General features: G+C 67.5%; 10 protein-coding genes. 3 read left to right on the plus strand and 7 right to left on the minus strand.

What is annotated here, in order from left to right; genetic code table 11:
• Nucleotides 1-2: 2 nt before the first annotated feature.
• The 3 genes from GR168_RS21320 to GR168_RS21330 all read right to left on the minus strand — a co-directional run bounded on the left by GR168_RS21320 (nt 3) and on the right by GR168_RS21330 (nt 3,779).
• Nucleotides 3-1,250: a hypothetical protein gene (locus GR168_RS21320; RefSeq protein WP_159371629.1), complete on the minus strand. Its 1,248-nt coding sequence runs from the start codon at nt 1,248-1,250 to the stop codon at nt 3-5.
• Between the two features lie 106 nt (nt 1,251-1,356).
• A complete protein-coding gene (locus GR168_RS21325; protein WP_159371630.1) occupies nt 1,357-2,691 on the minus strand; it encodes an MFS transporter in 1,335 nt (444 codons plus the stop codon).
• A gap of 71 nt (nt 2,692-2,762) precedes the next feature.
• Nucleotides 2,763-3,779, minus strand: coding sequence for a Ku protein (locus GR168_RS21330; protein ID WP_159371631.1), 1,017 nt, complete (start codon nt 3,777-3,779; stop codon nt 2,763-2,765).
• A 72-nt stretch (nt 3,780-3,851) separates the two neighbouring features.
• On the opposite strand from GR168_RS21330, the gene GR168_RS21335 reads away from it, so the two are divergent.
• From GR168_RS21335 to GR168_RS21345, 3 genes are read left to right on the plus strand one after another with little or no spacing between them, the layout of a single operon-like run.
• Complete coding sequence (locus GR168_RS21335) at nt 3,852-6,221, plus strand: ATP-dependent DNA ligase (protein ID WP_159371632.1); 2,370 nt, start codon at nt 3,852-3,854, stop codon at nt 6,219-6,221.
• A 33-nt stretch (nt 6,222-6,254) separates the two neighbouring features.
• Nucleotides 6,255-7,010 (plus strand): dienelactone hydrolase family protein, encoded by a 756-nt coding sequence (locus GR168_RS21340; protein ID WP_159371633.1) that lies wholly within the window; start codon nt 6,255-6,257, stop codon nt 7,008-7,010.
• Nucleotides 7,011-7,032: 22 nt separating this feature from the next.
• A complete protein-coding gene (locus GR168_RS21345; RefSeq protein ID WP_238994964.1) occupies nt 7,033-7,839 on the plus strand; it encodes a hemerythrin domain-containing protein in 807 nt (268 codons plus the stop codon).
• Here the strand turns inward: GR168_RS21345 and GR168_RS21350 are convergent.
• Genes GR168_RS21350 through GR168_RS21365 form a run of 4 tightly spaced genes read right to left on the minus strand, consistent with a single transcriptional unit; the run spans nt 7,817 to nt 14,230 of the window.
• Entirely contained in the window at nt 7,817-11,131 is a 3,315-nt protein-coding gene (locus GR168_RS21350; protein ID WP_159371634.1) for a BTAD domain-containing putative transcriptional regulator, read from the minus strand. The genes GR168_RS21345 and GR168_RS21350 overlap by 23 nt on opposite strands.
• A 32-nt stretch (nt 11,132-11,163) precedes the next feature.
• Nucleotides 11,164-12,033: a DUF998 domain-containing protein gene (locus GR168_RS21355; protein WP_159371635.1), complete on the minus strand. Its 870-nt coding sequence runs from the start codon at nt 12,031-12,033 to the stop codon at nt 11,164-11,166.
• Nucleotides 12,030-13,733 carry an MDR family MFS transporter gene (locus GR168_RS21360; protein ID WP_159371636.1) on the minus strand — a complete coding sequence of 568 codons (1,704 nt, stop codon included), beginning with the start codon at nt 13,731-13,733 and terminating at the stop codon, nt 12,030-12,032. Before GR168_RS21360 ends, GR168_RS21355 begins: the two co-directional genes overlap by 4 nt.
• On the minus strand, nt 13,730-14,230 hold the full coding sequence (locus GR168_RS21365; protein WP_058252302.1) for a MarR family transcriptional regulator: 501 nt from the start codon (nt 14,228-14,230) through the stop codon (nt 13,730-13,732). The genes GR168_RS21360 and GR168_RS21365 overlap by 4 nt, the downstream gene beginning before the upstream one ends.
• Nucleotides 14,231-14,260 lie beyond the last annotated feature (30 nt).

Consider the following 14,260-nt stretch of genomic DNA (forward strand, 5'->3'; position numbering starts at 1 on the left):
TGTCATACGCCTGAGGTCGACGGTGTTCCCGCGACCGCCGGGCTGTCGTCGACCGTGCGCCGGCCCCGAACGACCGCGACGCCGAGAACGCCCACAGCGACCACGAGGCAGGCGATCACGTAGGGGAGACTCCCGATCGGTGTGTTGTCGGCGGTGATTCCGTCCTCGGCGTCGAGGTAGGCGGGCAACGCGGTGCACCACAGTACGAGGTGCACCCCGAGGAACAGGACCGGGAACACGACGAGGAAGGGCCGAGCGCTGCGAGCGTCGTCGACGCCCAGCGTCGGGTCGCTGCGCATGCGTCGCCATTGCATGTACAGAAGGGTCAGTCCGATCCCCCACACCAGGGCCATCTCCACCCAGTACACGACGGTCTGCGCGTCGTGATTCGCGTTCTCGTCACGGCCGAACAGCGCCGTCGGAATGGACAGCAGGGGCATGCTGACGACGGCCAGAACTCCGGACACGACGACGCGCCATGTCAACGACCATCCGCGCGGGGCGCGTCCGTGGGAGGTCGGGATCTGCACCAAGCGCACCGCGACGTAGACGAGCACGGCGAACGAGACGGTCGCGAAAAGCCAGACGCTCCCCCACGGCACCGCGGCCAGTGTGGGCTCCGCGGCGGGATTGCCGAACTCGTCGGGGGCGACGCCCTGGGCTCGGAGCTGGGCGAGGGTGTCGCGATAGTACGGCGCGTCGACGTTCCACGCCCACCACTTGAGCTGCGGGCCGAGCTGGTCGAAGATCTCGTAGAAGGTCTGGAACACCAGGGCCAGAACGAGCGAGCCGCGCAGCGCCGAGCGCTTCGACCCGTCGAAGAAGCCCCACGCCCGCACGAGCTCGTAGGCGACCTGGCTCACGGCCGGATAGAACGCGACAATGTACAACGGCAGCCGGTCGTACATGAACATGACCGTGAACACGTTGTGGGAGAACATGAATCCTATCGCTTCTTCGGCGTGGAACCAGTTCGGGAAGTACAGCGGCGGCTCGATCACGAACAGGTAGACCAACGATCCGATCCACACCGTCAGGTTGGTGGGGTCGCCGTCGCGACGCAGTCGGCGGATCGCGTGGATCAGCGCGAGGACGGCACCGAGGATGATCGTGACCTCGAGGACCGGTTGCGTCCAGTGCTCGGGGTCGGCCGGATTCCGGATCGTGACAATCGGATTCGCGCCCTCGCACTCGAACCCCAGGTAGCCGGTGATGATCGACGGGACGTCACCCGGCGTGCAGACCGCCATCGTCTCCGCCTCCTGCAATGGCTGCGCTCCGGCGCCGAGCCCACTCCGCTACGTCACGTCATGCTCTGTGAATGATGTGTCACCGTAGTATGTGCTCCAGGTCACGTCAACGGACCGCGGCGGAGTCGACCAACTTCGGATTCGACTCGTCGACAAGGGGGTTCTCGATCTCGTCGCGCCACATGCCGGCCGCGAAGTAGAACGCCCACGCGATCGGCACCGGGAGCAACCCGGCCAGCACGAACGTGGCGGTCAGGCCGATCGCCGACGAGACCGGGGCGGCGATCGCCATCGACACCGGCATCAGCGCAACCGATACGAAGAAGTCGAGACTGGCGATGCGACCCAACAGTGCCGGCGGCACCCGACGCTGTAAGAGCGTTCCCCACAGCACCATCGGGCCGTCGAACAGGACGCCCATGGTCACACCGGCGGCGACGAACATCCACGTCGAATCGGCGAGACCCATCAGTACCAGCGGCAGGCTGGAGAAGGCCCACAGCGAGAACATGACGGTCAGGTACCGACGCGGCATCGGGATCGAGGCGAAGACCAGTGACGCCGCGGCCGCGCCGAGTCCGAATCCAGCGAGCACCCAGGCGTGCTGGGTCGCGCCGCCGTCGATGCGCTCACGTAATGCGAACGGGACGAGCACCTCGATCGGACCGAGCGTCGCCAGTACCAGGACACACGCGAAGAGCAGCGTCCCCCACAGCCACGGGGTCCGGGCCATGTAGACGAACCCCTCGGCCAGGTCGCCGACGATCCGGCGGGCACCCGCACCCTCGACGACCGCCGACTCCTTCTCGGCCGTCTCGCCGAACCGGCGCGCGGTGACCGGTGCCATCCCGAGATAGCAGACACTCGACAGGATCGCGGCGACCGCCGCCATCAACACCGCGGGTCCCGGGGCCCAGGCACCGATGACCGCGCCGGCGACCATCGGCCCGACCGCCTGGAACACCACGGGGCGGAAGAAGCCCTCGATACCGTTGGCCGCCTGTAGCTCCGTCGGCGCGACGACACCGGGGAGCAGCGCCGAGTAGGCGGGGTAGTACATCCCGGTGGTGATGCCGCCCAGCAGGGACGCCACCACCACGTGCCAGAGCTGCAGCACGCCGGCGATCGACGCCAGACCAATCGCGCCGAACGCGACCATCTTCGCGACCTCGAGGCCGATCATGATGTGGCGCTGCGAAATACGGTCAGCGAGCACACCACCGGCCAACGTGGAGAACAGCATTCCCACCGCGGCCACGCCAGTTGCCAGCGACACCTGACCCGGCCCGCCGCCGAGCGCGATGATCTGCCAGATCACCGCGATCGTCCACACGCCATCGGCGAACATGGCGAGGATCAGTCCGGACGCGAGCAGCCGGTACTGCCGACGCGCGAACGGCAGCAGCGCGCGGGGCAGACGGGAGTCGGCGGCGGAAGTCACCCTTCGAGCTTGCCCGAACCCGCGGGCGTGGTGCCAACCCTTTTCGGACCGCCGTTGTCCGGCGGTGCGGGTCAGCTCGCCTTGCGCGAGGACTTCTTGGCGGGCGCCTTCTTGGCCGTGGACTTGCTCCCGGACTCGCCGGACCCCGAGCTGCCCGAGGAGGCCTTCTTCGCCGTCGACCTGGAAGCGGTCTTCTTGGCCGGCGCCTTCTTCGCGGCCGTCTTCGCCGCAGCCTTCTTGGCCGGTGCCTTCTTCGCCGCGGTGTCCTTCGAGTCCGAATCCGAATCCTTCGAATCGGAACCCCCGCGGTCCTTCACCGATGCGCGCAGCGCGGCGAGGAGATCGGCAACGTCGGAGTCTTCGGTGTCCTTGTCTTCGTCGTCGGATTCGGGGAACGCCTCGCCGCCCTCGGACTTCGCCTCGATGAGCTTTGTCAGCTCGTTCTGATAGGTGTCCTCGAACTCGGAGGGGTCGTAGTCCGATGCCATCGACTCGATCAGCGAGGCCGCCATCTGCAGTTCCTGATCGCGGATCTCGGTGTCGTCGTCGAGGAAGCCGAAGTCGGGTTTGCGGACCTCGTCGGGCCACAGCAGCGTCTGCAGCGTCATCACCCCGTCGACGACGCGCAGCGCGGCCACGCGTGTCCGGTTGCGCAGGGTGAAGGAGGCGATCGCGAGCCGGTCCGTCTCCTCCAGCGCCTTGGCCAGCAGGACGTAGGCCTTCGGCGACTTCGACGACGGTTCGAGGTAGTAGGGCTTGTCGAAGTAGATCGGATCGACCTGCTCGGCGGGTACGAACTCCAGGATCGAGATCTCGGGACTCTTCTGCACCGGCAGCGAGGCGAGGTCTTCTTTGGTGAGGATCACGGTCTCGCCGGACTCGGATTCGTAGGCGTTGGCGATGTCGCCGTAGTCGACTTCGGTGTCGGTGCCCTCGCGCACGCGGCGATAACGGATGCGGGTTCCGTCCGACGAGTCGACCTGATACGACTTCCGGTCGTGACTCTCGGTCGCGGAATAGACCTTGACCGGCACGTTGACCAGGCCAAAGCTGAGGTCGCCCTTCCAGATCGAGCGCATGAGGGCCATTCTGCCAGGGATCCGGGCCGGATGGCGGCAAGCTGCGCGACGTTCTGACCGGCGTTGTGGACAATGGGACGCATGGCAGGCGGCGAGACACTGGAGGTCGACGGTCGGCGGATCTCGATCACCAATCTCTCGAAGGTGCTCTATCCGGCGACGGGGACGCGGAAGTTCGAGGTCATCGACTACTACTCGCGGATCGCCGATGTCCTCCTCCCCCACGTACGCAACCGCCTCATCACCCGTAAGAGGTGGCCCAACGGTGTCGAGTCGACCCCGTTCTTCGAGAAGAACGTTCCCGAGAGCGCACCCGACTGGATCCGACGCCACGGCATCCAGCACAGCGAGCGGGTCATCAACTATGCGATGGCCGACGATCGGGCCACGCTGGTCTGGCTCGCGCAGATGGCCGTGCTCGAGATCCACACGCCGCAGTGGCGGCTTCCCATGGGGCCCGACGGCGCACCGATGGCCAACCGCATCGTGTTCGACCTCGATCCCGGCCCGCGGGTGCCGCTGCACCGGACCGCGGAGGTGGCGTGCGAGATCCGCAACTGGCTCGGCGGTGCGACGACGTACCCGGTGACCAGCGGCGGCAAGGGCATCCACCTCTACGCGCGGCTCCCGAAGCCCGTGACGTCGGATGCGGCGCGCAAGGTGGCGCAGGAGGTCGCCAACGAGTTCGCCCGTCAGCACAGTGATTTCATCACCGCCAAGATGTCCAAATCGCTGCGCGACGACAAGGTCTTCATCGACTGGAGCCAGAACACCGCCGCCAAGACCACTCTCGCGCCGTACTCGATGCGGGGCCGCGAGCAGCCGTGGGTGGCCGCGCCGCGCACCTGGGAGGAGATGGAGGACCCCGGACTCTCCCAACTGCTCTACACCGAGGTGCTGGACCGCGTCGAGGAGTTCGGCGATCTCCTCGACGGCCTGGACGCCCCCTACGACGACGAGCCGGAGGTCGTCGTCGAGCCCGCGGCGGGACAGGTCATCAACCTGAAGGAGTACCGGCGCAAGCGCGACCAGTCGAAGACACCCGAACCCTTCGGCGACGAAGCGCATCGACAGCGCATCGAAGCCGAGAGCTCTGCTGCAGAACCTGATTCCTCGGATACGCAGACCGAGAGGGCACCGATCTTCGTGATCCAGGAGCACCACGCCCGTCGGTTGCACTACGACTTCCGACTGGAACACGACGGGGTCCTGGTGTCGTGGGCCGTACCGAAGAACCTGCCCACCGACCCCGACCAGAACCGGCTCGCAGTGCAGACCGAGGACCACCCGATGGACTACGCCGACTTCGAGGGCGACATCCCGGCGGGCGAATACGGCGGCGGTCACGTGTCCATCTGGGACAGGGGCACATTCGAGCTCGAGAAGTGGCGGGACAAAGAGGTCATCGTCCGCCTCCATGGCGAGCGCGTGCAGGGACGGTACGCCTTGATCCGGACCGGCGAGAAGAACTGGCTCGCCCACCTGATGAGCGACGAACCGCGTCCGATCGTCCCCGACAGCCTCACCGACCCGCGCCCGATGCTCGCGACCGACGAGTCGATCGACGGACTCAACGGTCGAGACTGGGCATTCGAGGGCAAATGGGACGGATATCGGCTCCTCATCCGTTCGGTCGGCGGCGAGTTCCGGCTCACCTCCCGATCGGGTATCGACATGACCGCCGACTTCCCCGAACTCGCCGGCCTCGCAGATGATCTCGGTCTGATGGACGTGGTGCTCGACGGTGAGGTCGTCGCGATCGACTCGTCGGGCCGCACCAATTTCACGCTGCTGACCTCGCGTCGGCACACCGACGAGCCGTATTCGTTGCGGTTACACCTGTTCGACATCCTGTTCCTGAACGGCTCGTCGTTACTGCGCAAGCCGTGGTCGGTTCGACGCGAACTCCTCGAGGAGCTGGCGCCCGCGTTCCGCAACTCCGCCTTCGTCGAAGTGCCGCCGCTGCTCCCCGGACCGGGATCGGCCGCCGTCGAATACAGCCGTGACCACAACCTGGAAGGTGTTGTCGCCAAACGCCGCAACTCGGTGTATCAGCAGGGACGTCGGTCGACCACCTGGCTGAAACACAAGAACTGGAGCGACATCGAGGTCGTGGTCGGCGGATATCGGCCGGGCCGCGGCAACCGCGCCCACACCATCGGTTCCCTGCTGATCGGTCTGCCCGAGGAGACCGGACTCCGCTACGTCGGTCGCGTGGGAACCGGCTTCACCGACGCACAGTTGCGTTCGCTTGCAGAGGAACTCGGACCGTTGGAGATCTCGCGGTCACCCTTCCTGGACAAACTCGAACGGCCCGTCGAGTCCAGCGCGGTGTGGGTCCTGCCGAAGATCGTCGGCGAGGTCCGGTTCATGGACTGGACGACGGCCGGGCATCTGCGGCATCCCAGCTGGCGGGGGATCCGGAGGGACAAACTGCCCGGTGATCTGTGACCCGGGGCGTGAACCGAGCAGAGGAGCGTGGACATGACGGGTGAGACGATCACCATCTCGGCGGCCGACGGAGAGACCGAAGCCTATGTGGCGCGGCCCGATTCATCCGGGACGTCACCGGGAGTCCTGTTCTTCACCGACGTGATCGGCCTACGACCTCGCATCGAGGCCATGGCCGACCGCATTGCGTCCTGGGGTTACGTCGTGCTCGTGCCACACCTGTTCCACCGGTACGGGTCCGCGGCCGAGTGGGCGCCCACCGAGGATCTGCTGCTGCCCGAGGCGCGGACCGCATTCTTCCGATCCGCGATGCCGCGGGCACGGACCCTCACGCCCGACGCGGTACGGCCCGACCTCGTCGCCTACCTGGATGCGCTGCAGTCGCTGCCGGGCGTCGCACCCGGACGTGTCGGTGTCACGGGCTACTGCATGGGTGGCCGGCTTGCGCTGAACATCGCCGCCGCCCGGCCCGACGACGTCGCCGCGGTCGGCATGTTCCACACCGGCGGCCTCGTCACCGACGACCACGACAGTCCGCACCTGCATCTCGTCGGCATCGACGCGTTCGTCCTCGCCATCCACGCCGACAAGGACTCATCACTGCCCGCGATGGCGGTCGCGCAGTTCGAGCACGCCCTGACCGGTGGGGGCGTGGCGCACTCGGCGACCGTCTATCCCGGTGCGCCGCACGGGTATACGATGTCCGATCTGGCGGCGTATCACCACGAGGCCTGCGAACATCACTTCGATGAGCTCATGGCTCTCTTCCGGCGGATGTTGTCGGGGTGAGGTGGGTCCGCTCCGACCCCCGGTGAGTCCGATCGTCGGACAGGTACCGCGGGCCCAGCAAGGCGACTACAAGTCGCTTATAAGTCGAGAGGCGCACAGTGGCCGCAATCAGCCACCACGAGCCTTCAGGAGACACCCCGTGACCAGCCGTCCTTCCGCCCGCACCGATGCCACCGCGCCGACCACCCCCGATCTCACCGGTATGAAACTCGCCCACCGCGGCATGCTCGACGACACACGTCGCTTCGCCGACATCCTCGGCCGCATCGGAGGTGGTGAACTGTGCGATGGGCGCCGCCGCAAAGCCATCGGCGACTATCTCGACCAGTTGTGCGCGTCCATCCATCATCACCACACCATCGAGGACGAGGTGGTGTGGCCGATCCTCACCGCATCCGCCGGCGCGGCCGTCGACGTCCACGATCTGAAAGATGATCACACCCAGCTCGATGCGCTGCTCGCAGCACTGCAGGCTCGCACAGCAGCCTTCACATCCGCGCAAGCCGACCACCGCGTCGCAGCGAACGAGCTCGCCGCGACCCTCGGCGACGTTCACCAGCTACTCGGTGAGCACATCGCCGACGAAGAAAGGGTCGTGTTCCCGATCGTCGACCGCTACGTGAGTGTGGCGGATTGGGACCGAGTGGAGAAGGCTGCCCGAAGCGGCGCGAGCATGCGGTTCGAGGCACCGAGAATGATGCGGCACGCAGATGAGCGCGAGCTGGCGAAGATGAAGCGCGAGGCGGGACCGGTCATCCGGGCCGTGCTCACACTGCTCGTTCGCAGCTTCGACAAGCGCGAGGCCATCATCGCCGGCCCAGTTCGGTGAGGCCGGCTCGCACCGTGTTCTGCACCTCCACGGCCATTCGACGGTGGGCGGTCGCGGCGGCCGTGTCACCGAGGAGGTCGGCGAGCTCGGCGAGCACCGCGTCCATCGGACCGAATGCGACAGATCCCGAGTTCAGGCCGGCAATCGTGCCCGACCAACGCCGCAGTTCGTCGTAGAGTACGGCCGCGGCCTCGGTCATCTCGAGCCGGACGAGGGCGCGGGCGTGGAAGACCGACATCGCGGTCCAGTAGAAGTCGCGGCTGATCGGAGGCGCAGTGCGGACGACGTGGCGCGCCTGCTCGACATGACCGGCGTCCAGCAGCGCGACCACGTACACCCAGGAGATCATCTGCGGGGCAACATTGTTGATCGCGGCGAGGGGTTCGGTGAGATGTGCGAGCGAACCGCGGAACCACCCGACCACCATCTCGCCGACCAGACCGATCTCCGCCGCGTTGATCGCGCCCGCCGCATGCAGTCGCGCGGTGAGGTCGCGGTACTCGCGCTCTGCCTGGTCGATGTCGTCACCGAGCACCTCTAGAACCGCCGAGAACGCCGACAAGACGACGACGAGTTCGCCCGCGCGCCCGCTGGAGGCCGACCGTAGACCTTGTTGGGCTCGCGCGACGGCGCCGGGCAGGTCGACCCGCGCGGCCCGCGCCAGGAACGAGAAGAAGTGTGCGGCCGCCTGATAGGCCAGCACTCCGGACTCGTCTGCCACTCGGTCGAATTCGTCGGTGAACGCCGGCAGTTCTGCGCTGAGATCCGGCCCGAGGGCGGTGTACACACGCGCATTCCACGCCGCGCAACGGACTTCGGGGTCCTCGTGCCCGTTCGCGGCCTCCACGGCCTGGGCGGCCAGTTCGATGGCGCGGAGGTCGTCGATGCCCTCGAGTTCGAAGACCAGAGATACCAACAGGTAGACCCGGTCCTCACCGGTGGCGCGACCCAGCGCGCTCGTCATCGCGGCGATCAACTCCGTGTCGGCGATCCGCTGACGGCGTGTCGTCCAGATGACCGGCGCCCGCCAACACGTCAGCGCGGCCATGACCAGATCGTCGTCACCCAGTTCTCGGGCTGTCGCGATCGCCTGACCACGGCGCGCGCGGGCCTCACCGGTGTCGTCGCCGCGGAACGCCAGTGCCGTCACCAGGTGGGTCAACGCCACGACGAACGCGGACCGATCGGCCGCGTCGGCGGTCGCCGCGGCATGTCCGGCCATCTCATGCAGACGCACGGCGGACCCCCACAGGTCTGCCGAGTCCGCCTTGAATTCGGTGCCGAACCTCGCGACGGCAGCGACCGTCACCAGCTCGAGGGCGCGTTCGACCGTGTCGGGGACGGCGCCGAGAGCCGCGTGGTGTGCCAGCTCGTCCGGATCGACGCCTGGGGTCTGCTCGAGATACAGCACGATCTGCCAGTGCGATCGCCGCTTCCGCAGCGCGGGGATGCTGTCGTATAGGGCGTCGCGCACGAGAACGTGGTTGAAGTGCACCGCTTCGATGTCTGCGGTCAGCAATCCGGCGGCGACGGCCGTGTCGATCGCGTCGAGCACGAGTTCCTCGGCGGTGGCGTCGGGATTCCTGTTCCACAGGGTGAGTACGCCATCGATCGGCGCACGGCGCCCGAAAAGCGCGGCCAGGCGTAAGACGGTCGCGACTTCGGCAGGTAGCCGTTCGATCCGCTGCATCAGCACGCTGGTGACGCCACGGGGGATCGCGGCGGCAGCCGCCGAGAATCCGCGGGAGGCGACGAGCTTGGCCAGCTCACGCACGAAGAGCGGATTGCCGTCGGTCCTCGTGCGCAACAGCTCGAGCAGCGGGGTGTCCACGGATTCCAGTCCCACCGACGCCGCGAGTTCGCGGATACCGTTCTCCGACAGACCCTTCAGCTCGATGTGTTCGGCGGTCACCGCAGCGAGAGATGCCGTGGTCGCGAGCAGGTCCACACCGGCTTCCGATGCCCGGTAGGTGACCACCACGAGCACCGGAGACCGGGCCATCCAGGTCACCAGTTGCCGAAGGACCTGCAGCGTGGCGCCATCGGCGCGGTGTGCGTCGTCGAGCACGAGGACCGTCCCCGGTGCGTCGGAGTGCGAACCGCAGGCTTCCATCACCCGCCGGGCGATGTCGAACGAATTGTCCAATCCCTCGTCCGACGTCAGATCGCCACGAAACTTCGCCTGCTGCAGTATCTCTCGCCACGCCCAGGCTGTCGGGGCGCCGTCGACCTCGGGGCAGTGTCCAATCGCCCCGGCCCAGCCGGCGGCGCCCAGACGGTCGACGAGTGAATCCGCGAACGTGCTTTTGCCGCCGCCGGCCTCCGCGCTCACCCATACGACGCGCAGACCGGTCGCGCTCGCGGCCTCGGCGTGACCGAGCAGTGCCGCGAGTTCGTTCTCCCGTCCGGCGGGTTCGCGACGACCCGCCGACGCGGTGACGGGCGGCACGCTCGGCGGTTTCGGCGTCTCCGACACCGGCGGTGCGACCGGCGCCGCCAGGGTGGGCGCCTGCTGCAGGATGTCGCGTTCGAGCAGTTGGATCGGCGGTCCTGGATCCACTCCGAGTTGGTCGGCGAGGTACGTCCGCAGCCGGCGCAGCGTCGCCAGGGCGTCTGCCTGCCGCCCCAGTCGGTACTGCGCCAGCGCGAGCAACCGGAAGTACTCTTCGCGGGCCGGTTGGTCGTCGCACTCCGCAGCCAGCACCTGCGCCACCTCCGCCGCGCGTCCGTGGTCGACCGCCAGTGAGGCCCACTGCTCGATCGCCGACCGGCGTACATCGTGGAGTCGGGCGACTTCGGGCTGTGCCCAGCTCTCACCCGAACAGGCGCCGTAGGGATCGCCGCGCCACATCCGCAGCGCGCCATCCAGCTCGCGGAGCCTCGAGGCGGGATCGTCCGCGTCGCCGCCGACGGTGACGACGGCCTCGAATTCCCAGACGTCGACGCTCGGACGGGGTAGCCGTAACGCATAACCCGGTTGCTCACTGACGAGCACGGTCGCCGGAGCGCGGGGTGGGCGAGACGGTTCGATGACGCGTCGCAGATTGGACACCTGCACCTGGAGGCCTGCCAGTGCCTTCGGCGGTGGTTCCCCGTTCCACAGATCGTCGATCAACCGATCCGTGGACACCACCCGACCGCGGCCGGCCACCAAGCGGGCCAAGACCGCCCGTTGCCGGCGCGGGCCCAGGTCGACCACCTCGGAATCGAGTTCGCAGGAGATGGGACCCAGCACCGAGATCCGGAGCGTCGAACCGGCACCACCGGCCGGACGCCCATCCCGAACCCCCATACCCACCCGATCCTCTCGTCGTCGACGTCAGACTATCGCTGCTGCTGGTCTCGCGTGCCGTTCACGGCGCCCCACTCCGTGCCGGTGAACCCACCCGGCGCAACGTCGACGTGTTCCGGCTCCCGGGTCCGATCCCCGCCCCGCGAACCGACCACGGCCCACCCCCAGAGCACCATCCACACACTCATGCCGCCGACCTGGATGCGCTGGGCGAGTCCGAGCCGGTAGTCGCCGACCAGGTTGTCCGCCAACAGCATCCAGACCGTGGCGAGCGCGACGATGACGCTCACCGCGTTCCCGACCCACCGGAGGACCGGCCATACGGGACCGTCCGGTGTGGTGCGTACCGCCGAGACGCCGGCGGCGACCATGACGGTGAAGATGGCGAACACCGCGACCGTACTGGTGAGCGCGTGGATGTGATGCAGCTGCGGGAGCAGTCCGCTCGGTTCGCGCGGGCACCCGGGGTCGACTCCCGGAATGCACTCGATCGGGAGCAGGGCGTCGGCGATGGTCGCCGCGCCGAACACCGCCAGTGCGAGAACGGCGGTGGTCGCTGTCCAACCCCGGAACACCGACGTCGCGTCCCCCTCCCGCTGGCCGAGCCTGTCGAGGTCACCAGGTGGCTTCGACTCGGCGCCTCGCTCCGCTCGGTGCCGGCTCAACCAGCGGGGGAAAGGCGGTCGCGGGACGAGCAACAGCAGTGCCGCGACGAGTGCGCAGGCCCCGGTGGTCACGTCCCCGACCACGTAGATGTCGCGGTGGGGACGGTTCGCGGCGTCCAGCTCGCTGAGGAACGTGCGCATCGGGTCCAGCGAGTCCGCCCACGCGAACTCCAGGACCCACGACGAATAGCACAGGCCCGCAACGGCGATCAGGATGCCCGTGAGCGATCTCCTCACGACGCGGGTGACGACTCCGGTGCGCCGATCGGCCGTCCCTGACGCAGCGGGAGTTCCTTCCAGGTGACCGTTCCGATGATCGCGAGCAGCGCGACGATCGACACCGCCAGGAACACCCGGTCCATCGAGTCGGCGAACCCCTCCTTGATGGGTTGGGCCAGTTCGGCCGGCAGCTTCTCGATGACCGAGGTGTCACTCATGACACTGTCCGACGATCCGGTTGCAACGCCGGGATTCTGAGCGGCCGCGATGAGCGAGTGCCCGAATGCGCTGACCTGCGGGTCGCTGCTCTGCGAGGCCTCTACGACCGCGGCCCGGTATTCGGGTTGGGCTGCCGCCGCGACCATCTCGTCCTTGATGTTCGGCCCCATGAAGGAGAACAACAGCGAGAAGAAGACCGCGACACCGAGCGTTCCACCGATCTGACGGAAGAAGGTGGCGGTGCCGGTGGAGAGTCCCATGTCCTTGGGCGGCAGGATGTTCTGCATCGCCAGGGTGATCGGCTGCATCAGATTGCCGAGCCCGAAGCCGAGCAGCGCGGCCATCAGCATGACCAGGTAGAGCGGCGTCTCGGTGCCCACCAGGTGCAGCAGGAAAGTGCCCGCGGTGATCAGCACGGCGCCGACGACCGTGAAGATCTTGTAGCGTCCGGTGCGCGAGATCAGCTGGCCCGACAGGATCGAACCGGCCATCAGGCCGAGCACCATCGGCAGCATCTGGAGGCCGGCGATCATGGGGCTCGATCCGCGGAGGACCTGGAAGTACTGCGGCAGCATCGAGATTCCACCGAACATGACGGCGCCGATGATGACCGAGATGATGATGCCCTGGCTGAATACCCGGTTGGTGAACACGCGCAACGGGATGAGGGCGTCGTCGCCCATGCGGTGCTCGATCCAGATGAACGCGGCGATGCCGACGACGCCGATCCCGTAGCAGAGGAACGACAGTCCGGAGGTCCATCCCCACTGGCGCCCCTGTTCGGCGACGATGAGCAGCGGAGCCACGGCGACGGCGAGTGCCGTCGCCCCCCAGTAGTCGGTGCGCCCGCCGACGCCCTTCTGCTGGTCGTAGTTGAGCACCTTGTAGACCACGAACAGCGCGACGAGTCCGATCGGCACGTTGACCAGGAACACCCAACGCCAACCGGACACCCAGAGGATCGTCTCCTGGCCGGCGAACAGACCGCCGAGGACCGGGCCGAGGACGCTGGAGGTGCCGAATACGGCGAGGAAGTAGCCCTGGTATTTGGCGCGTTCCCGCGGCGGGACGATGTCGCCGATGGTCGTCAGTGCGAGCGTCATCAAGCCGCCCGCGCCGAGCCCCTGGAAGGCGCGGAACGCGGCGAGTTGATACATCGACGACGCGATCGTGCACAGCAGCGAACCGACGATGAAGATCGAGATCGCCAGCAGGAAGAACGGTTTCCGGCCGTGGAGATCGGACAGCTTGCCGTACAAGGGGGTCACGATCGTCGCGGTGACGAGGTAGGCCGTGGTCACCCAGGCCTGCAGGTCATACCCCTGCAGATCGTCGGCGATGGTCCGGATCGCCGTCGACACGATGGTCTGGTCGAGGGCGGCGAGGAACATGCCCAGCATGAGTCCGGCCAGGATGGTCAGGATCTGGCGATGGGTCAGTCCGGCGCCGGCGACCTCCTCGTCGTGGTTCACCGTGTCGGCGGCCGAAGAGTCTGTCACTGTCGTCCTTTCGGGTCATTCGCATCTGTGTCCGGGCTGCGGTCCGGGCACGCCGGGTGCAGGGCTGCGTCGGCGGCATCGACGAACCGCCCGAGAAGTGTCACGAGGGTGTGGAGTTCGTCGTCGGTCCAGTCGGCCATGACATCGGCCATGGCGGCGCGACGCATCTCGCGCATGGCCACGACGCGATCCCGTCCGGCGGCGGTGATGACGAGCATGGTGGCGCGCCCGTCGTCCGGGTCCGCCTCGCGGCGGATCAGGCCGTGCTCCACGAGCTGAGCCACGTGCCGACTCACCGTCGACGGGTCGGCATTCATCGTCTCGGCGAGGTCGCGCGATCGCATCGACCGTCGCGCGAGCGGGAAGAGCGCCTTGAACGCCGCGGCCTCGAACTCGCCCTCACGCGTACGGAACGTCGTGTGGACCGCCCGTTCGCGGATGCGGACGAAGCGCAGAAGGGTCTCGAAGAGGTCGTCGATCGCGTGTTGATCGAGCACTGTCCTCACCGCCTACCCGAGAAGTTTTAC

This window comes from Gordonia sp. JH63 (assembly GCF_009856645.1).
In the GTDB taxonomy this organism is placed as follows: domain Bacteria; phylum Actinomycetota; class Actinomycetes; order Mycobacteriales; family Mycobacteriaceae; genus Gordonia; species Gordonia hongkongensis.

Coding starts and splice junctions, on each gene's coding strand:
- GR168_RS21340 (WP_159371633.1), top strand. CDS start 6,255: ATGACGGGTGAGACGATCACCATCTCGGCGGCCGACGGAGAGACCGAA.
- GR168_RS21330 (WP_159371631.1), bottom strand. CDS start 3,779: ATGGCCCTCATGCGCTCGATCTGGAAGGGCGACCTCAGCTTTGGCCTG.
- GR168_RS21335 (WP_159371632.1), top strand. CDS start 3,852: ATGGCAGGCGGCGAGACACTGGAGGTCGACGGTCGGCGGATCTCGATC.
- GR168_RS21320 (WP_159371629.1), bottom strand. CDS start 1,250: ATGGCGGTCTGCACGCCGGGTGACGTCCCGTCGATCATCACCGGCTAC.
- GR168_RS21350 (WP_159371634.1), bottom strand. CDS start 11,131: ATGGGGGTTCGGGATGGGCGTCCGGCCGGTGGTGCCGGTTCGACGCTC.